Source organism: Pseudonocardia sp. CA-107938, assembly GCF_050936315.1.
Lineage (GTDB): Bacteria > Actinomycetota > Actinomycetes > Mycobacteriales > Pseudonocardiaceae > Pseudonocardia.
In genome coordinates, this window is sequence record NZ_JBNJNA010000001.1 from 5,489,484 (window position 1) to 5,507,842 (window position 18,359).

At 72.0% G+C, this 18,359-nt stretch carries 20 protein-coding genes; 8 read left to right on the forward strand and 12 right to left on the reverse strand.

What is annotated here, in order from left to right; translation table 11 throughout:
- Positions 1-88 precede the first annotated feature (88 nt).
- From gap to ACQEVB_RS27140, 6 genes are all read left to right on the forward strand, one after another.
- Positions 89-1,102 (forward strand): type I glyceraldehyde-3-phosphate dehydrogenase, encoded by a 1,014-nt coding sequence (gap, locus tag ACQEVB_RS27115; RefSeq protein ID WP_432976858.1) that lies wholly within the window; start codon positions 89-91, stop codon positions 1,100-1,102.
- Complete coding sequence (locus ACQEVB_RS27120; RefSeq protein WP_432976861.1) at positions 1,099-2,271, forward strand: phosphoglycerate kinase; 1,173 nt, start codon at positions 1,099-1,101, stop codon at positions 2,269-2,271. Before gap ends, ACQEVB_RS27120 begins: the two co-directional genes overlap by 4 nt.
- Positions 2,268-3,086 carry a triose-phosphate isomerase gene (gene tpiA, locus ACQEVB_RS27125; protein WP_432976864.1) on the forward strand — a complete coding sequence of 273 codons (819 nt, stop codon included), beginning with the start codon at positions 2,268-2,270 and terminating at the stop codon, positions 3,084-3,086. Before ACQEVB_RS27120 ends, tpiA begins: the two co-directional genes overlap by 4 nt.
- Before the next feature lie 156 nt (positions 3,087-3,242).
- Complete coding sequence (secG, locus tag ACQEVB_RS27130; protein ID WP_432976867.1) at positions 3,243-3,479, forward strand: preprotein translocase subunit SecG; 237 nt, start codon at positions 3,243-3,245, stop codon at positions 3,477-3,479.
- 12 nt (positions 3,480-3,491) lie between these two features.
- Entirely contained in the window at positions 3,492-3,833 is a 342-nt protein-coding gene (locus ACQEVB_RS27135) for an RNA polymerase-binding protein RbpA (RefSeq protein ID WP_432980608.1), read from the forward strand.
- 44 nt (positions 3,834-3,877) lie between these two features.
- Positions 3,878-4,642 (forward strand): class I SAM-dependent methyltransferase, encoded by a 765-nt coding sequence (locus ACQEVB_RS27140; protein WP_432976870.1) that lies wholly within the window; start codon positions 3,878-3,880, stop codon positions 4,640-4,642.
- An 11-nt stretch (positions 4,643-4,653) separates the two neighbouring features.
- On the opposite strand, the gene ACQEVB_RS27145 is transcribed toward ACQEVB_RS27140, so the two are convergent.
- The 9 genes from ACQEVB_RS27145 to ACQEVB_RS27185 form a co-directional block, all read right to left on the reverse strand.
- The gene (locus tag ACQEVB_RS27145) at positions 4,654-5,517 is read right to left on the reverse strand and encodes an alpha/beta fold hydrolase (protein ID WP_432976872.1); all 864 of its coding nucleotides are present in this window, start codon (positions 5,515-5,517) and stop codon (positions 4,654-4,656) included.
- Positions 5,518-5,594: 77 nt separating this feature from the next.
- Entirely contained in the window at positions 5,595-7,157 is a 1,563-nt protein-coding gene (locus ACQEVB_RS27150; protein ID WP_432976875.1) for an HD domain-containing phosphohydrolase, read from the reverse strand.
- A 32-nt stretch (positions 7,158-7,189) separates the two neighbouring features.
- Positions 7,190-7,666 (reverse strand): thioesterase family protein, encoded by a 477-nt coding sequence (locus tag ACQEVB_RS27155; RefSeq protein WP_432976879.1) that lies wholly within the window; start codon positions 7,664-7,666, stop codon positions 7,190-7,192.
- Positions 7,647-8,618 carry a 3-hydroxyacyl-CoA dehydrogenase NAD-binding domain-containing protein gene (locus ACQEVB_RS27160; RefSeq protein ID WP_432976882.1) on the reverse strand — a complete coding sequence of 324 codons (972 nt, stop codon included), beginning with the start codon at positions 8,616-8,618 and terminating at the stop codon, positions 7,647-7,649. Before ACQEVB_RS27160 ends, ACQEVB_RS27155 begins: the two co-directional genes overlap by 20 nt.
- Positions 8,615-9,502, reverse strand: a complete 888-nt coding sequence (locus ACQEVB_RS27165) for a 3-keto-5-aminohexanoate cleavage protein (protein ID WP_432976885.1) — start codon at positions 9,500-9,502, stop codon at positions 8,615-8,617. The genes ACQEVB_RS27160 and ACQEVB_RS27165 overlap by 4 nt, the downstream gene beginning before the upstream one ends.
- Positions 9,503-9,517: 15 nt before the next feature.
- Positions 9,518-11,296, reverse strand: coding sequence for an ABC transporter ATP-binding protein (locus ACQEVB_RS27170; protein ID WP_432976888.1), 1,779 nt, complete (start codon positions 11,294-11,296; stop codon positions 9,518-9,520).
- Position 11,297: 1 nt separating this feature from the next.
- Positions 11,298-12,128 carry an ABC transporter permease gene (locus ACQEVB_RS27175; protein WP_432976891.1) on the reverse strand — a complete coding sequence of 277 codons (831 nt, stop codon included), beginning with the start codon at positions 12,126-12,128 and terminating at the stop codon, positions 11,298-11,300.
- Complete coding sequence (locus tag ACQEVB_RS27180) at positions 12,125-13,156, reverse strand: ABC transporter permease (protein ID WP_432976894.1); 1,032 nt, start codon at positions 13,154-13,156, stop codon at positions 12,125-12,127. The genes ACQEVB_RS27175 and ACQEVB_RS27180 overlap by 4 nt, the downstream gene beginning before the upstream one ends.
- 4 nt (positions 13,157-13,160) lie before the next feature.
- Positions 13,161-14,756: an ABC transporter substrate-binding protein gene (locus ACQEVB_RS27185; RefSeq protein WP_432976897.1), complete on the reverse strand. Its 1,596-nt coding sequence runs from the start codon at positions 14,754-14,756 to the stop codon at positions 13,161-13,163.
- Between the two features lie 65 nt (positions 14,757-14,821).
- Here ACQEVB_RS27185 and ACQEVB_RS27190 point away from each other — a divergent pair, with 65 nt between their 5' ends.
- Complete coding sequence (locus ACQEVB_RS27190; RefSeq protein ID WP_432976900.1) at positions 14,822-15,601, forward strand: IclR family transcriptional regulator; 780 nt, start codon at positions 14,822-14,824, stop codon at positions 15,599-15,601.
- 4 nt (positions 15,602-15,605) lie between these two features.
- Here ACQEVB_RS27190 and ACQEVB_RS27195 read toward each other — a convergent pair whose 3' ends face one another.
- Complete coding sequence (locus tag ACQEVB_RS27195; protein WP_432976903.1) at positions 15,606-16,124, reverse strand: nitroreductase family protein; 519 nt, start codon at positions 16,122-16,124, stop codon at positions 15,606-15,608.
- Positions 16,121-16,612: a glutathione peroxidase gene (locus tag ACQEVB_RS27200; protein WP_432976906.1), complete on the reverse strand. Its 492-nt coding sequence runs from the start codon at positions 16,610-16,612 to the stop codon at positions 16,121-16,123. Before ACQEVB_RS27200 ends, ACQEVB_RS27195 begins: the two co-directional genes overlap by 4 nt.
- 35 nt (positions 16,613-16,647) lie before the next feature.
- On the opposite strand from ACQEVB_RS27200, the gene ACQEVB_RS27205 reads away from it, so the two are divergent.
- Complete coding sequence (locus ACQEVB_RS27205) at positions 16,648-17,907, forward strand: TrpB-like pyridoxal phosphate-dependent enzyme (protein WP_432976909.1); 1,260 nt, start codon at positions 16,648-16,650, stop codon at positions 17,905-17,907.
- 2 nt (positions 17,908-17,909) lie between these two features.
- Here the strand turns inward: ACQEVB_RS27205 and ACQEVB_RS27210 are convergent, their stop codons facing one another.
- A complete protein-coding gene (locus ACQEVB_RS27210; protein ID WP_432976912.1) occupies positions 17,910-18,311 on the reverse strand; it encodes a rhodanese-like domain-containing protein in 402 nt (133 codons plus the stop codon).
- Between the last annotated feature and the right edge of the window lie 48 nt (positions 18,312-18,359).

Sequence of the window (18,359 nt, forward strand, 5' to 3'; positions counted from 1 at the left end):
AGCGCAGCGGCCGGCAACGCTAGGGTCGTGTGCGGAAGCCGCGCACCGACGGGTGTGACCGGCATACGGCGATCGAGGAGGCACGAGCGTGACAGTGCGCGTAGGCGTGAACGGGTTCGGACGGATCGGCCGCAACTTCTGGCGGGCGCTGGATGCGCAGAAGGCCGCCGGCGTCGACATCGAGATCGTCGCGGTCAACGACATCACGGACAACGCGACGCTCGCCAACCTGCTGAAGTACGACTCCATCCTGGGCCGGCTGCCCTACGAGGTCACCTCGACCGACGACGAGATCGTCGTCGACGGCAAGGGCTTCAAGGGCCTCGCGGTACGCGACCCCGCCGAGCTGCCCTGGAAGGACCTGGGCGTCGACGTGGTCGTCGAGTCGACCGGCATCTTCACCAAGCGCGACGCCGCCGCCAAGCACCTGGAGGCGGGCGCGAAGAAGGTCGTGATCTCCGCCCCGGCCACGGGCGAGGACATCACCATCGTCAAGGGCGTCAACGACGGCGACTACGACGGCTCGCAGGACATCATCTCCAACGCGTCCTGCACCACGAACTGCGCCGCTCCGCTGGCGAAGGTCCTCGACGACCTGGCCGGCATCGAGCAGGGCATGATGACCACGATCCACGCGTACACGCAGGACCAGAACCTGCAGGACGGCCCGCACAAGGACCCGCGCCGGGCCCGGGCCGCCGCGCTCAACATCGTGCCCACCACGACCGGTGCCGCGAAGGCCATCGGGCTGGTGCTGCCGCACCTCAAGGGCAAGCTCGACGGCTACTCGCTGCGGGTGCCGGTGCCGACCGGGTCGATCACCGACCTGACCGTCCAGCTGCGCCGCGAGGTCTCCGCCGAGGAGATCAACGCGGCCTACAAGGCGGCGTCCGAGGACGGCCCGCTCAAGGGCGTGCTGACCTACTCGACCGCGCCGCTGGTCTCGTCCGACATCGTCACCGACCCGGCGTCGTGCATCTTCGACTCGCCCCTGACCAAGGTCATCGGCAACCAGGTGAAGGTGTTCGGCTGGTACGACAACGAGTGGGGCTACTCGAACCGCCTCGTCGACATCGTCGGGCTCGTGGCTTCGAAGCTGTGAAGACCCATCAGGACCTGATCAACGAGGGCGTCGCAGGGCGCACCGTGCTGGTGCGCTCCGACCTCAACGTCCCGCTGAAGGACGGCGTGATCACCGACGACGGGCGCATCCGCGCGTCGGTGCCCACGATCAAGGCGCTGTCCGAGGCGGGCGCGAAGGTCGTCGTCATGGCGCACCTGGGCCGGCCGAAGGGCGGCCCGTCGGCGGAGTTCTCCCTCGCCCCGGCCGCAACCCGGCTGGGGGAGCTGCTCGGCACGGAGGTGGCGCTGTTCGCCACGCCGGCCGAGCGGTCCGAGATCGCCGACGGCGGGGTCGCGATGCTGGAGAACGTGCGCTTCGACGCGCGCGAGACCAGCAAGAACGACGACGAACGGGCCGAGCTCGCCCGCGAGCTGTCGGCGATGGCGCCCGAGGGCGCGTTCGTCTCCGACGGCTTCGGCGTGGTGCACCGCAAGCAGGCCTCTGTCTACGACATCGCGCTCGACCTGCCCGCCTACGCCGGCGGGCTGGTGCTGGCCGAGGTCGAGGTGCTGCGCCGGCTCACCACCACCCCGGACCGCCCGTACGCCGTGGTGCTGGGCGGGTCGAAGGTCTCCGACAAGCTGGCGGTCATCGAGGCGTTGCTGCCGAAGGTGGACGCGCTGCTGGTCGGCGGCGGGATGTGCTTCACCTTCCTCGCCGCGCAGGGCCTCGGCGTCGGCTCGTCGCTGCTGGAGGCCGACCGCATCGACACCTGCCGGGCGCTGCTGGAGACCGGCAAGATCGTGCTGCCGACCGACGTGGTGGTGGCCGACGCGTTCGCCGCCGACGCCCGCACCGACACGGTCCCGGCCGACGAGATCCCGGCCGGCTGGATGGGCCTGGACATTGGTCCGGCGTCGGTGGCGGCGTTCGCCGACGTCCTGGGCACGGCGAAGACGGTGTTCTGGAACGGGCCGATGGGCGTGTTCGAGATGGCCCCGTTCGCGGAGGGCACCCGCGGGATCGCCGAGGCGATCATCGCCGGCTCCGGGTACTCCGTGGTCGGCGGGGGCGACTCCGCGGCGGCCGTGCGCGCACTGGGCTTGGCCGAGGACGGGTTCTCGCACATCTCGACCGGCGGCGGTGCGTCGCTGGAGTACCTGGAGGGCAAGCACCTCCCCGGCATCGCCGTGTTGGAGGGGCCATGACCGAGGCGACACCGGGTTCCGCGCAGGCCGAGCCGCGCAAGCCGCTCATCGCCGGCAACTGGAAGATGAACCTCACGCACCTCGAGGGCATCCACCTGGTGCAGAAGCTGGCGATGGCGCTGCCGGAGAAGTACTACAGCAAGGTGGACGTGGCGGTGCTGCCGCCGTTCACGCACATCCGCAGCATCCAGACCATGATCGACGGCGACGAGCTGCTGATGGTCCACGGTGCGCAGGACATCTCCCCGTACGACTCCGGCGCCTACACCGGTGACGTGTCCGGCCCGATGCTCGCGAAGCTCGGCTGCCGCTACGTCGTCGTCGGGCACTCGGAGCGCCGCGAGTACCACGAGGAGTCCGACGCGCTCGTCAACCGCAAGGTGCTGGCGGCGCTGAAGAACGGGATCACGCCGATCCTGTGCGTGGGGGAGGGCCTGGAGATCCGGGAAGCCGGAGGGCACATCGCGCACATCACCGGGCAGCTGCGGGCCGATCTCGCGAAGGTGACCGCGGAACAGGCCGCCACCCTGGTCGTCGCCTACGAGCCGATCTGGGCCATCGGAACGGGCCGCGTGGCGAGCCCGGCCGACGCCCAGGAGGCGTGCGCCGCGCTGCGGGCCACCCTGGCCGAGCTGTACGACGCGAGCGTGGCCGCTGCCGTGCGGATCCTCTACGGCGGCTCGGTGAAGTCGGGCAACGTCGGCGAGATCGTGGCCGAGGCCGACGTCGACGGCGCGCTCGTCGGCGGAGCCAGCCTCGACGGCGCGGAGTTCGCGAAGCTGTGCGCCATCGCGGCGGGCGGCCCGCTGCCCTGACGGTCCGGTTCGCCGGAATCGGCCGGAACGTCGGTCATCCGGACGAGTGATCGATTCGAGATGTGGCCCGGGGCACGTGACCCTGCGTGCTCCGGGTACCCTCGAATGCCCCACCACCCGTCAGACCCGCGAAGGTCCGCGAAAGTCGAGGAACGGATGCAACTCGCCCTGCAGATCGTGCTCATCGTCACCAGCGTGCTGCTGGTGCTGCTGATCCTGCTGCATCGTGGCCGCGGTGGTGGGCTCTCGTCCCTGTTCGGCGGTGGCGTGCAGTCCAGCCTGTCGGGATCGAGCGTGGTCGAGAAGAACCTCGACCGCTTCACTCTGTTCGTCGGTGCCATCTGGCTCATCGCCATCGTCGGCATCGGCCTCCTCGTCAAGATCGGGGTGTGACTCCAGATGGCCATGGCCGGCGGTAACGCGATCCGCGGCACCCGGGTGGGTGCCGGACCGATGGGCGAGTCCGAACGGGGCGAGACGGCCCCGCGGGAGCGCATCACCTACTACTGCGCGAACGGGCACGTCACCACGCCCTCGTTCGCCAGCGAGGCCGACATCCCGGAGTCGTGGGACTGCCCGCGCTGCGGTCTCCCGGCCGGCCGTGACGGGCAGAACCCGCCCGCGGCGCCGCGCACCGAGCCGTACAAGACGCACCTGGCGTACGTGAAGGAGCGGCGCAGCGACGCCGACGGCGCGGCGATCCTGGAGGAGGCGCTCGGTCGGCTGCGCGCCTCGCGCGAGCTCTGAGTCCGATCGGACCCGCGCGCTACCTGCGCGCCGCCCGCAATGCCGTGCGGGACGGGCTCTACCGGGTCGTCGACGAGGCTGTCGCCCGGCACGCGGCGGAGCTGCACACCCGCATCGACGAGCTCCGGGACGAGGTGCGGTCGCAGACGCAGCGCGTGCTGGACGCCCTGCACGCGCAGGAGGTCCGCGACCGCCGCGACATGATCGCCGCCGCGGAACGGTCCGCGGTGGCGTCGTCGGCGGCGTTCGTGCAACGGGAGATGCGGGAGGCGCGCAACTTCCCGCACCCGCACGCGACGCTCGACCACGCGCTGTCGCTCGCTCCGCAAGGCGGCATGGCCCTGGAGTTCGGGGTCTACAGCGGCACCACGCTGAAGATGATCGCGGCGTCCCGGAACGGCGGCGAGGTCTACGGCTTCGACTCCTTCCAGGGGCTGCCGGAGAACTGGCGCACCGGCTTCGACACCGGCGCGTTCGGCGTCAACGCCCTGCCCGACGTGCCCGGCGCCGAGTTGGTTGTCGGCTGGTTCGACGACACCCTGCCCGGGTTCCTCGCCGAGCACGACGGCCCCGTCGACCTGCTGCACGTCGACTCCGACCTGTACAGCTCCGCCGCCACCGTGCTGCGGCTGGTCGGGCCGCGGCTGCACCCCGGCAGCGTGATCGTGTTCGACGAGTTCCTCAACTACGCCGGCTGGGAGGAGCACGAGGCCCGGGCGTGGCAGGAGTACGTCGCCGAGCACGACCTCGCGTTCCGCTACGAGGCCTACACCCACGACCACGAGCAGGTCGTCGTCCGGCTGCTCTGAGCCGGCGCCGGTCAGGCATCCGCTCCGTCGGTGGTGAGGAAGTCGGCCATCGCCGCGACCTTGGCGGCGGTGATGACGTGCCCGGTGTTCGGCAGGACGCAGAGCTGGCCGTGCGGCAGGTGCCGGTAGGCCCGGATGCAGTCCTCGACCGGCGAGTGCTCGTCGCGGTCGCCGACGAGGACGAGTGCCGGCACGTCGATCTGCGCGAAGTCGCCGAAGCCGTAGCCGGGCCAGTGCTGGGCGGCCTCGAAGAAGTGCTGCAGCATCGTCCGCCAGTGGCCGGGCCCGCCGGCCGCGTCGTGGTCGGCCTTGATCAGCTCCAGGAACTGCCGCATGTCCGGGTCGGAGCCGAACGCGGCCTCGACGGCGTCGGGGTTCGCCTCCTTGGCGTCGGGGCTGCCGCCGAAGACCTGACGGAGCATCGGGAACGATCTCGACTCGGGGTCGAAGATGTCGCATCCGGCGTCGTTGACCAGCGCCCGCGCGACGCCGGGGTGCCGGATCGCCGTGATCGTCGCGATCATGCCGCCGTTGCTGAACCCGGCGATGGCCGGCCGGTCCAGGCCGAGCGCGTCGACGAGCGCGGCCACGTCGTCGGCGAGCAGGCTCATCGACACCCTGCCGCCGCCGGCGTGCCGGGTCCTGCCGTAACCGCGGACGTCCGGGGCGACGACGTGGAACCGCTCACCCAGGGTGCCCAGGTAAGCGCCGTAGCTGAACGGGGTGCCGTCCCACAGGGGGTTCGTGCTGACCAGCCCGCCGTGGAGCAGGACGAGGTCGGGCGAGGTCGGCGAGCCGGCCTCGCGGTAGTGGACGTCGATGCCGTTGGCGTGGACGGTTGCGGTGCGGGGCGCTTCACTGGTGGTGGCGGTCATCGCGTGCTCCTCTGGCTCGGGGATGACCGACGCTAGGTGCGCGCCGCGGCCGCCGGATCGGGTGAACGCCCTAGTTTTCAGTTCGCGGGCTCGAAGTCCGACATGAGTCCGTGGCGCATGGCGAACAGCCCGGCCGTGGCGCGGTTCGTCGCCCCGGTCTTGGTGTAGATGTGCTCGACGTGGGCGCCCACCGTCTTGGGGGAGAGCACCAGGCGGTCGGCGATCTCGCGGTTGGTCAGGCCGCGGGCGAGGAGGCGCAGGACGTCGACCTCCCGGGCGGTGAGTCCGGCAGGCCAGGCCCGACGTCGAGGTGTCCGGTGGCCCGCCACGGCGAGGACCGCCTCGACGGCGTCGCCGTCGAGTGCGCCGCGGCGCACGTCGACCCGCAGCTGCGCAGCCGCGGCGGCCGGGTCGGCGGCACGGCGGTGCGGTCGCTCCTCGGTCGCCGTCGCGTAGCGGTCGGCAGCAGCCAGGATCCGGCCGGTGGCCGGGATCGCGGTCCCGGACAGGCCGCGCGGGTAGCCGGAGCCGTCGAGCCGTTCGTGGTGAAGCACGGCGATCGCGCCGAGCTCGGCCAGCCGCGGGGAGAACGCCAGCATCCGTTCGGTGAGATAGGGGTGGGTGCGTACGCGCTCCGTCTCGGCCAGCGTCAGCGGCGTCCGTTTGTCCCAGATGCCGTTGGAGACGCCGAGTCTGCCCAGGTCGTGCACCAGTGCGGCGCGGCGGAGCCGGGTGACGTCGTCGGCGACGAGGCCGAGCCCGGCGCCGGCTCCCTCCGCCAGGTGGGCCACGGTGCGCGCGTGCCCGATGAAGTACGGCGACTTGAGGTCGGCGAAGTCCCCGATCGCGCCCAGGACGTGGTCGAGCTCGGCCTCGTCGACGGTCCGGGCCAGGCCGGGTTCGCTGTCGAGGACCTGGGCCCAGTGGCTGCCGCCGTCGAGGCCGTCGAGCACCTCGTGACCGTGGCGGCACAGCAGCGCAACGAGATCGGGGTCGAACTGCCCGCCGGACCGCTCCCGCGCCATGCGCAGCGCGGCGTCCGCACCACCCAGCCGCTCGAAAGCCGCGACCACGTCGGCGAGGTGGACCAACCGGGACGTGAGCCGGATGCTCTCGCCCCGGAGCCCGGCGGCGCCGCGGCCGTCCCAGCGCTCGTAGCTCTCCACCAGGCTGCGCCGGATGTCCTCACCGAGTCCGAGCTGCTTCGCCAGCAGGTCGGTGGCCTTCCAATGGCTCTCGAGGAGCGTGGAGAACCAGCGCAGCCCGCTCAACGGGAACGTGACGGCGGTGCGGACCCGATCCGGGAGGGAGCCGCCGCTGCCCAACCGGCGCACCAGCAGCCGGGCCAGGTCCGCCGCGCTGTCACCGGCCAGCATCGCCTCGCGCTTCATCGCGATGTCGTCCCCGAACCACTTGGCCTGCTCGTAGGCGTCGGTGTGGCACCCGACCCAGGCCAGCAGGCCGGAATAGTAGACGACCGTCCGGTCCTGCTCGCTCAGGTCGAGCAGGGCGGCGAGGCGCAACGCGATGATCGTCTGGCGGATGACGTGCTCCATCGGCTGGCCCAGTCCGAGGTCCGTGCCCAGCGAGATGGTTGCCACGAGTTCGGCGAGGCGAACCCGGGCCGGCGCCGCCGCCACGGGCGGAGTGTAGGCCGTTCCGGCCGGTGCGGTCAGCCCAGCGTGATCCGGCGGGAGGCCTGCTCGGGGACGGGCACCTGCAGCTGCTCGATGCGCTCGCGCAGCGCGTCGGGCATCGGGCTGGAGCGCCCCACCAGCGCGTCGACGTGCACCATCAGCACCTCTTCCGTGGCCCGCAGCTCGCCGTCGCACCACATCTCGTGCCACAGCCAGAGGAGCTTCGCCGTGACCTGCAGGACGGACGTGCGCACCTGCAGCCGCGCGCCGGGCGGCACCTGGTACAGGTACCGGACGTGCGCCTCCAGCGTGTACATCGACGTCCCGACGGCGGCCACGTGGTCGGGCGACATGCCGAGCCACGCCAGGAACGCGTCGGTGGCGTGCCCGAACACCAGCACGTAGTAGGCCTCGGACAGGTGGCCGTTGTAGTCGATCCACTCCGGGCGGACGTCCTCCACCCAGAGCGGGTCGGGCAGTCGGACAGCGGTCTCAGTCGGCGTCTCGGTCATCGTCCTCCAGTTTGCCCAAGAACCGGAGGAGGGCGACGAGGTTGCGGTCGCGCTCCCGTACGAGGTCGGCGACGGTTCGCGTACCCGCTTCGGCCAGGCAGCCGGCAACGACCTCGTCGCGCAGCTCCGGGGTGAGCTCCGGCGCGGCGAGGCGCGTCCACGGCGACTTCAGCGACGGCCCGAAGTGGTCGAGCATGTGGCTCATCCCACCCGGTCCACCGGCCAGGTGGAACGTGAGCATCGGACCCTGGAACGCCCAGCGCAGGCCGGGTCCCTCGGTGATCGCGGCGTCGATCTGCTCGACGGTGGCCTCGCCGTTGGCGACCATGTGCAGGGCCTCGCGCCACAGCGCCTCCTGGAGCCGGTTGCCGACGAACCCGGGCACCTCGCGGTCCATCGTGATCACCGACTTGCCGACGTGCCGGTAGAACGCGGCCGTCCACGCGACGACCTCGGCCGCGGTCTTCTCCCCGCCCACCACCTCCACCAGGGGGATCAGGTACGGCGGGTTGAACGGGTGCGCGACCACGAGGCGGTGCGGTGCGGCGGCGTCGGTGGCCATCTCGGACATGCCGTAACCCGACGTCGAGGACGCGATAACGACGTCGTCGGGGGTGGCGGCGTCGATGTCGGCGAGCAGCCGCCGCTTCAGGTCGAGGTCCTCCGGGGCGCTCTCCTGCACCAGGTCGGCGCCGGCGACCGCGTCGGCCAGCTCGGCGGTGACGGTCAGCGCGTCGACGGACGCGCCGTCCGCGAGGCCCAGTTCGGTCAGCGCCGGCCAGGCGTCCGCCACGAGGGTCCGCAGCCGCTGCTCCGCGCCCGGTGCCGGGTCCCACGCCCGCACCCGGAGGCCCCTGGCCAGGAAGTACGCCACCCAGCCGCCGCCGATGACACCCGCGCCGACGCACGCGACGGTGCGCACGTCCTGCGGTGCGATGCGGATCCCGCTCATGCCCGCGGTCGCAGCGAGAGGATCTCGCGCGCCTCGTCCGGGGTGGCCACCGACGCCCCCATCGCCTCGATGATCGTCACCGCGTTGGTGACGAGCTCGGCGTTGGTGACGGCGTTGCCGCGACCCAGGTAGAGGTTGTCCTCCAGGCCGACCCGCACGTGCCCGCCGAGCAGGATGGACTGCGCCACCCACGGCATCTGCATGCGCCCGATCGCGAAGGACGCCCACACCACACCGTCGGGGATGCGGTCGACCATCGCGACCAGCAGAGCCGGCTCCGGGGGAGCGCCGTACGGGATGCCCATGCAGAGCTGGTACATGCCGGGCGGGTCGATCAACCCCTCCTCGACGAGCTTGTTGGCGAACCACAGGTGCCCCGTGTCGAAGATCTCCAGCTCGGGGCGCACCCCGAGCTCCTGGATGCGCTTGGCGCCGGCGCGCAGCATGTCCGGGGTGCTGACGTAGACGAGGCTGCCCTCGCCGAAGTTCAGGCTGCCGCAGTCGAGCGTGCAGATGTCGGGGAGCAGTTCCTCGACGTGCGCCAGTCGCTCGATGCCGTTCACGAGGTCGGTGCCCTCGGCGAACCCGTCCGGCCGGTCCGGGTCCAGGTAGAGGTCACCACCCATCCCCGCGGTCGTGTTGATCACCACGTCGACGTCGCTCGCGCGCAGCCGCTCGACGACCTCCCGGTAGAGCGCCACGTCCCGCGTCCCGGCGCCCGTGCGGGGATCCCGCACGTGCACGTGGACGATCGCGGCACCGGCCTTCGCCGCGGCGATGCCGGACTCGGCGATCTGCGCCGGTGTGACGGGCACGTGCTGCGACTTGCCGGTGGTGTCACCGGCCCCGGTCAGCGCGCACGTGATGATGACCTTGCGGTTCACGGTCCTCCTCGCTGGTCAGCGGATGGCCGGGGTGTTGCTGATGAGCCGGCGGGTGTACTCCTCGCGCGGGCTGTCGAGCACCTCGACGACGAACCCCGACTCGACGAGCTCCCCGGCGTTGAGCACCTGCACCCGGGCCGCGATCGAGCGCACCAGCGCCAGGTTGTGGGTCACGAAGAGCATGCTGATCCCGCGGCTCTGCCGGAGCTCCTCGAGCAGCGCGACGATCGATCCCTGCACCGAGACGTCCAGCGCCGAGGTGATCTCGTCGCAGATCAGCAGGTCGGGCTCGGCGGCCAGCGCCCGCGCGATCGCGACGCGCTGCCGCTCGCCGCCGGAGAGCCGGTTGGTCTGCAGGTCGAGCACCGCCGGGCCCAGCGCGACCGCTTCCAGCAGCTCGGCGACCCGGTCACGGGCCTGCTTCCCCTTCGCGATGCCGAACAGCTCCATCGGCCGCGACACGATCTGGGCGATCGTCATGCGCGGGTTCAGCGACAGGTACGGGTTCTGGAAGATGTACTGGATCCGCTTGCGGTCCTCGACGCTGCGGGCGCGCGAACCCGTGGCCAGCGGGCTGCCGTCGAACACGATGTCGCCGGTCCACTGCCGGTGCAGCCCGCCGACGCACCGCGAGATCGTCGTCTTGCCACTGCCCGACTCGCCGACGAGCGCGACCACCTCCGCCTTGGCCACGTCGAAGTCGACGCCGTGCACGACCTCCTTGCGGCCGTACTGGACGCGCAGGTCGGCCACCGACAGCAGGATCTCCCGCTGCTTCGCCGGGTCGGTGTCGGCCACGTCGCCCCGGTTGATGTCCCATGGCCCGATCTCGCCGATTCGCACACATCGGGCCACATGGTCGGGAGCGACCACCAGCTCGGGCGGCTCGACCGTCCGGCAGCGGTCCTCGACGTGGGGGCAGCGGTCGTGGAACCGGCAGCCCGAGGGCCGGCGGCCCGGCGCCGGGGTGTTGCCCGGGATGCCGGTCAGCGCCCTGGCCTGGGACAGGTGCGGGATGGCGTCGAGCAACGCGCGCGTGTACGGGTGCGCGGGTGCGGTGAACATCGCCGCGCGCGGGCCGAGCTCGACGATCCGGCCCGCGTACATCACCGCGACCCGGTCGGCGATGTTGGCGACGACGGCGAGGTCGTGGGTGACGTAGAGCGCGGCGACCTGGTGGCTGCGGCACAGCCGCCCCATCGTCTCGAGCACCAGCCCCTGCGTGGTGACGTCCAGGCCGGTCGTCGGCTCGTCGAGGACCAGCACCTTCGGCCGCGGCAGGAACGCCATCGCGAGCGCCACGCGCTGCACCTGCCCGCCCGAGAGCTGGTGCGGGTAGCGGGCGAGGAACTCGTCGTCGTCGGGGAGGCCCACCTCGACCAATCCGGCCCGGGCCCGTTCCAGCCGCTCGGCGGGCGTGCCGATGCCGTGCAGCTCCAGCAGCTCGACGATCTGGCGGCCGATGCGGATGGCCGGGTTGAGCGCGGCGCCGGGGTCCTGCGGCACGTAGGCGATCTTCATGCCGCGGATCGGCCGGACCTGCTCCCAGGTCATCGCGAGCACGTCGATGCCTTCGAACATGACCGAGCCGTGCTCGATGACCGCGCCCGGACGGGCGTAGGCGAGCAGGGCAGTGCCGGCCGTCGTCTTGCCGGAGCCGGACTCGCCGACCAGCCCGACCACCTCACCCGGTCGCAGCTCCAGGTTGATCTCGTCGACGACGTCGTTGCGGCTCGCGGCGAGCGCCACCCGCAGGTCGCGGACGATCGCACCCTCTTCCAGGGTCTCGGTCATGTCAGTCTCCCCGGCCGGTGAGCTGGGTGATGCCGTCGGCGATCAGGTTGGTGCCGATCGTGAAGACGCCGATGACGATGACCGGCGCCAGCACACCCCATGGCTGGACGAGCAGCGCGAGCCGGTTCTCGTTGATCATCTGGCCCCAGTCGGCCGCGCCCGGGTCGGTGGCGAAGCCGAGGAACCCGATGCCGGCCACCATGCCGATCGAGTACGTGAGCCGCAGCCCGGCCTCCGCCAGCAGCGGCGCGGTCATGGTGGGCAGCACCTCGGCCGTCAGCACCCGCAGCCGGCTCTCGCCGATCGCCTCGGCAGCGGCCACGAAGTCCCGCGAGACGACGCCGAGTGCCATCCCGCGCGCCACCCGCGCCACGCGCGGGGCGTGCGAGAGCCCGACCAGCGCCACGACCAGCCAGGACGTTGGCTGGTCGACGGCCGTGAGCACCAGCAGCGCCAGCAGGATCTGCGGGAACGCGAGCGCCACGTCGTTGAGCCGCATCACCAGCTCGTCGAACCAGCCGCCGGCGTACGCCGCGACCACGCCGATCGCGATGCCCACGACCATGCCGAGCAGCGTGGCGAGCACCGAGATCATCAGGATCGAGCCGCCGCCGGCCAGCACCCGGCTCCACACGTCCTGGCCCAGGTAGTCGGTGCCGAGGAAGGCGCCCTCGTGGCTGAACGGCTTGCCGACGATCTCCGTCTCGCCGTACGGGGCGAGCCACGGCCCGACGATCGCGAGGACGACCACGACACCGGTGATGACCAGCCCGGTGACGAGCCGGCGCTGGGACAGGATGCGGCGGCGCAGGCTGCGCACGGGGGCGGTCATGACGTGATCGCCGTTCGCGCGCGCGGGGTGAGCAGGATGGAGAGGACGTCGGCGACGAGGTTCACCACGACGTAGACGGTGGCGATCGTCATCGCGAGGAGCTGCACCACCGGGAAGTCGCTGTTGCGGACCGCGTCGACGAGGCTCGCGCCGACCCCGGGGTAGGAGAACAGGTACTCCACCACGACGATGCCGCCGGCCAGCCAGGCCAGCTGCAGCGCGACCACCTGGATGCCGGGGACGACAGCGTTCCGCAGCGCGTGTCGGCGCAGCACGATCCGCTCCGGCACGCCTTTCAGCCGGGCCAGCTCGACGTAGTCGCTGTCGAGCACCTCCAGCAGGCTCGCGCGCACGATCCGCGCGACGTACGGCGCGACGGCGATGACCAGCGTCACGACGGGCAGGATCATCGACGCCGGGTTGGACCAGGGTGGCGCACCGCCGCCGGCGATGGTGACGGCCGGCAGCAGGTGCAGCACGGTCGTCGAGAAGAGCGCGACGAGCAGGATGCCGACGACGAACTCCGGCAGCCCGGCGAGCGCGATGAGCACGATCTGGATCACGCCGTCCGTGCGGCGGCCGCGGGCGTTCGCGGAGATCATCGCGATGCCGAACGCGACCGGGATCGTCACCAGCGCGGCGACGAGCACCAGCACGCCCGAGTTGAGGATGCGGTCGCCCACCAGCTCGCCGACGGGCAGCTTGTTGACGACCGACTGGCCGAGGTCCCCGGTGAGCAGCCCGCCGAGCCAGTCGAGGTAGCGGCCGATCACCGGCTGGTCGAGGTGCAGCTCGGCGGTGATCTCGGCGACCCGTTGCGGGCTGGTGCCGTAGTCCTTGCCCAGGATCGCCCGGACCGGGTCGCCCAGCGCCGCCGTCGCGAAGAAGACGAGCACCGAGCAGAGCCACAGCGTGAGCACGGCCAGGCCGAGCCGCCGGGCCAGCCAGCCCAGCCACGCCCCCGCCGCGGACGTCGTGGGCTCGGCGGCGGGCGGTGCCACGGTGGTGGGTTGCGCCAGATCGGTCATGGCCTCACTCCTGGACCTGGGGAGACACGAACGAGGCGTGCTTGAAGCCGAAGGCGCCGCACGGCAGGTAGCGGTGCGGGGTGATGCCCTGGACGAGGTTGGAGAACGCGTCGACCTGCCGCTTGAACCCCCAGATCAGGTAGCCGCCGCGCTCGTACTCGATCTGCTGCGCGTCCTGCAGCAGGGTGCGGCGCTTCGCCGGGTCGGCCTCGCTGCGCGCCTGTCCGATCAGCCCGGCGAACTGCGGGTCGTCGAAGTGGGTCTCGTTGTAGGTCGCGCCCTTCAGCGCGCAGACCGCGACCTGAGGCAGGTAGTTGCGGGTGTTCCAGAAGTCCTGGGCGAAGTTCCAGGTCAGGTACTGGTCGCCGTAGAAGACGTTGGCGTCGGCCTTGTTCAGCCGCACCGTGATGCCGGCCTGGCGGGCCTGCTCGACGAAGAGGTTCGCCGACTCGACGGCGCCCGCGCCGACCGCGGTGCTGGTGACCAGCTCGACCTCGAGATCGGGGTGCCCCGCCTGGCGCAGCAGCGACTTCGCCTGGTCGATGTCCTGCACGCGCTGCGGCAGGTGGCTCGCGTAGGCGGGATCGAACGGCGAGTACATGTCGTTGCCCAGCACGCCGAACCCGTTCAGGGCCTGGTCGATCATCTGCTGCCGGTCGCACACCAGGCGCAGCGCCTGCCGCACCCGCACGTCGGAGAACGGGGCGACGTCGACGCGCATCGTGAACGGCACCCACGCGCCGGTCTCCGACACCAGCGGCGACGCCCCCTGGTCCTCGATCGTGCGCGCCAGGTAGGTGGGCAGGTTGTCGATGCTCTGCACCTGCCCGGCCAGGAGCGCGTTCACCTTCGCCGCGTCGTCGGCGAAGTCGTAGATGAACAGCTCGTCCACCCAGGCCGGCCCGTCCCAGTAGTTGTCGAAGCGGGCGAACTGGGAGAGCTGCCCGGGCACGAAGCGGCGGTAGGAGAACGGGCCGGTGCCCACCGGGCGCGCGGGGTCGAAGTCGGTGGGGATGATGCCGACGGTGTACTCGGCGAGCAGCTGGTCCAGGACCGCGTAGGGCGAGTTGAGCTGCAGCATCAGTGTGCGCGCGTCGAGCACCTTCGAGTTGGCGAGCTCCAGGATCCCGGACAGCTCCACCCCACCGGACGTGGGGTTCTTCGGGTCGGCGACGATCGAGAGGGTGTGCAGGACGTCCTGCGGCGTGACGGTCTTGCCGTGGTGGAACTCGACGCCGTCGCGCAGCCGCACGGTCCACTGCGTGTTGTCCGCCGACGGCGTGACCGACTCCGCGAGCGATGGTTCGATCTCGTAGTCGGCGTTCCAGCGCAGCAGCGGCTCGTACAGCTGCATGGTGCGGCTGATGTCGGGGTTGGTGACCGGTGCGTGCGGGTTCAGGGTGTCCTTGAGGCCGCCGCCGGTCGCGCCGTGGCTGTAGATCCCGCCGCGCCGTTGGGGTGTGCCGGGCGCCGGGCGGGCCGGGACGGCGGCACAGGCGGACAGAGCAGCGATCCCGACGGCTGCCGAGGCCCCGAGTCGGAGCACGTCGCGCCGGGTCATCCCGCCGGTGGCGGGTCGTACCAAGTGATGTCGCACCATGCGAACCCCCTCGGAACGATGCGAACCGTATAGTGATGCGCGCCACTGGTCAACCGGAGGAAAGCGTGGAGACGGAGACGGGGACGGCGCGCATCCAGTCGGTGGACCGCGCCATCGACCTGCTGCTCGCGGTCGCGGCGGGCCCACCGGCCGAGGCGACCGCCCCGGCACTGGCCAGGCGGTGCGGCATCAACCGGGCCACCGCCTGGCGGCTGCTCAAGACGCTGCAGGCGCGCGGGCTGGTCACGCTGGACGAGTCGACGCAGCGCTACGCGGTCGGCATGACCGCCGTCGAGCTGGGTGCCGCGGCCGGCCCGGACTCGCTGGTCGCGGTCGCGCACCCGGAGCTCGAGCGGATCTGCCGCGAGACCGGCGAGACGGCGTCGCTCGCGGTGCCGGGCATCGGTGGCCTGACCTACGTCGACGAGGTGCGTCCCCACGCGGTGCTGGCGGCCAGCTGGCTCGGCGTCTCGGTGCCGGCGCACGCCACGTCCACGGGCAAGGCGCTGCTGGCGTTCCTCCCGACCGACCAGACCCGCCGCCTCATCGGCGGCACCCTGACGGCCTACACGTCGACCACGATCACCGACCCGGACGCGCTGGTCGCCGAGCTCGCCGCCACCCGTGCCCGCGGCTACGGCACCTGCGCCGGCGAGCTGGAAGCCTCGCTGTACGGGGTGTCGGCGCCCGTGCTCGACCGCGCCGGGCGGCCGCTCGCCGTGCTGTCGATCTGGGGGCCGCAGGACCGGGTGCGGGTGGAGCTGTTCCCCGAGCTGGGGGCGCTCGCCGTCGCGGGGGCGGCACGGATCAGCGCGTCGGCCACCGCCCGGCACCGCAGCGCTTGACCGGTCACGGGAGGTGCCAGCGCAGCAGCTCCGGCACGGGGAGGCGACCGCCCGGCACCGCGGAACGGCCCGCCGGCCGGGGCGCGGGATGGCCGAGCGACAGCGCGTGCCGGGGCACCCAGCCGGGGCCGACCGCCAGCGCGGCGGCGGCCCGGGCGATCTGCGGCTCCGGGTAGAACGTGGCCAGGCAACTGCCCAGCCCCGCCGCCGTCGCGGCGAGGGTGAGCGACTGCGCCACCCGGCCGAGGTCGAACTCGGTGTCGCGGCGACCGTCGTCGGCTGAGAGCAGCACGATCGCGCACGGCGCGCCGGCCAGGTGCCCGGCGTACGCGCCGCAGCCGGCGAGCAGCCGCAGCGTCGCCACGTCGTCGACGGCGACGAACCGCCACGGCTGCCGGTTGCGGGCGGACCCGGTGCGCCGGGCGACCTCGACGAGCTGCTCGACGGTCGCGCGGTCGACGGGCCGGTCGGCGAACGTGCGCACGGACCGCGCCGCGACGAGCGCGTCCAGGTCGGGGCTCACGCCTGGGGGAGGACCGCCTCGACCGCGTCGGTGACCTCGGCGGCCAGCGGCTCGGTGCGCGGGCGGAAGCGGGCGGCCACGCGGCCGTCCGGCGCGACGAGGAACTTCTCGAAGTTCCACTGGACGTCACCGGCGGCGCCGGCGGCGTCCGGTGTCGCGGTCAGCTCGGCGTAGAGCGGGTGCCGGTCCGGGCCGTTGACGTCGACCTTCTCGGTGAGGGGGAAGGTGACACCGTACGTGGCCGAGCAGAACGTGGCGATCTCCTCCGCGCTGCCCGGCTCCTGGCCGCCGAACTGGTTGCACGGCACGCCGAGCACGGTGAAGCCGCGGTCGCCGTAGGTCTTCTGCAGCTCCTCCAGCGCGGTGTACTGCGGCGTCAACCCGCACTTCGAGGCAACGTTGACGACGAGGACGGCCTGCCCGCGCAGGGCGGCCACATCGAGGGGGCTGCCGTCGAGCGCGGCGATGGAGGTGTCGAACAAGCTCATGACGTCGACTGTAGAACCGGACTAGATTCCCGCGGATGAGCCGCTGGTCACTGCCGCCCACGTCGCTCCCCACGGCGTGGTTCAACGTCGTCCCGCACCTCGCGTCCCCGCCGCAGCCGCCGCTGCACCCCGGCACGCGCGAGCCCGTCGGTCCCGACGACCTCGCCCCGCTGTTCCCGATGGCGCTGATCGGGCAGGAGGTGAGCGGCGAGCCATGGGTCGACATCCCCGGCGAGGTGCTCGACATCCTGCGGCTGTGGCGCCCGACCCCGCTGGTCCGGGCGACCCGCCTGGAGCAGGCGCTGGGCACGCCGGCCCGCATCTACTTCAAGGACGAGTCGGTCTCGCCGGCGGGCAGCCACAAGCCCAACACCGCCGTCCCGCAGGCGTTCTACAACAAGCAGGAGGGCATCTCCCGGCTCTCCACGGAGACCGGGGCCGGGCAGTGGGGCACCGCGCTCGCGTTCGCCTGCGCCCAGTTCGACCTGGACCTCAAGGTCTACATGGTGCGCGCGTCGTTCGAGCAGAAGCCGTACCGCAAGATCGCGATGGAGACGTGGGGCGGCGAGGTGGTCGCGTCCCCGGTGGACGAGCCCGGCCACCCTGGCTCTTTGGGCAGTGCGATCTCCGACGCCGTCCGCGACGCAGCGGGCCGCGCCGACACGCACTACTCGCTCGGTTCGGTCCTCAACCACGTGCTGCTGCACCAGACCGTGATCGGCATCGAGGCGAAGGAGCAGCTGCAGCTCGCGGGGGAGCGGCTGCCGGACGTGGTGATCGCGCCGTGCGGCGGCGGCTCCAACCTGGGCGGCATCACGTTCCCGTTCGTGCCGGACGCGGGGGTGCGGCTGCTCGCCGTCGAGCCGCTGTCGTGCCCGACCCTGACGCAGGGCCGGTTCGAGTACGACTTCGGCGACACCGCGGGCCTCACCCCGCTGCTGCCCATGTACACGCTCGGCCACGACTTCGTGCCGCCGTCGATCCACGCGGGCGGGCTGCGCTACCACGGCGACTCGCCGCTCGTGTCCCAGCTGGTGCGCGACGGCCGGATGGAGGCGGTCGCGTACCCGCAGGGCAAGGTGTTCGACGCCGCGGTGCAGTTCGCCCGCGCCGAGGGCAAGATCCCGGCACCGGAGGCCGGGCACGCGGTCCGCGCCGCGATCGACGAGGCGCTGGCCGCGAAGGAGACCGGCGAGGAGAAGGTGATCCTCTTCAACTTCTGCGGGCACGGCTTCCTCGACCTCGCCGCCTACGACGACTACAACAACGGCCGGCTCCCGGAGGAGCAGGGCTGACCTCAGCAGCCGCAGGGCACGGTGAGTGGGTCGGGGTCGGCCGTCACCGTGCCGTCGCGGGTCTCGACCGGCAGGCCCTCGCGGATCCAGTACTCGATGCCGCCGATCATCTCGCGCACGTCGAAGCCGAGGCGGGCGAGCGCGAGCGCCGCCCGGGTGGCGCCGTTGCAGCCCGGACCCCAGCAGTAGGTCACCACCGGGCGGGTGCGGTCGAGCACGGCGTCGGCGCGGTCCGGGATCTCCGCGGTCGGCAGGTGCACGGCGCCGGGCACGTGCCCCTGGTCCCATGCGGCGCGGCTGCGGAAGTCCACGACCGTGACGGTGCGGCCGGCGGCCGCGGTGTCCGAGACGTCGGTCTGGTAGGCGAGGCGGGCGGCGAAGAAGGCGATGGCGGCGTCGTTCACGAGCTGGACGCTACGGGTGACCGAAGGTCAGGCGAAGAGAGAATCCAC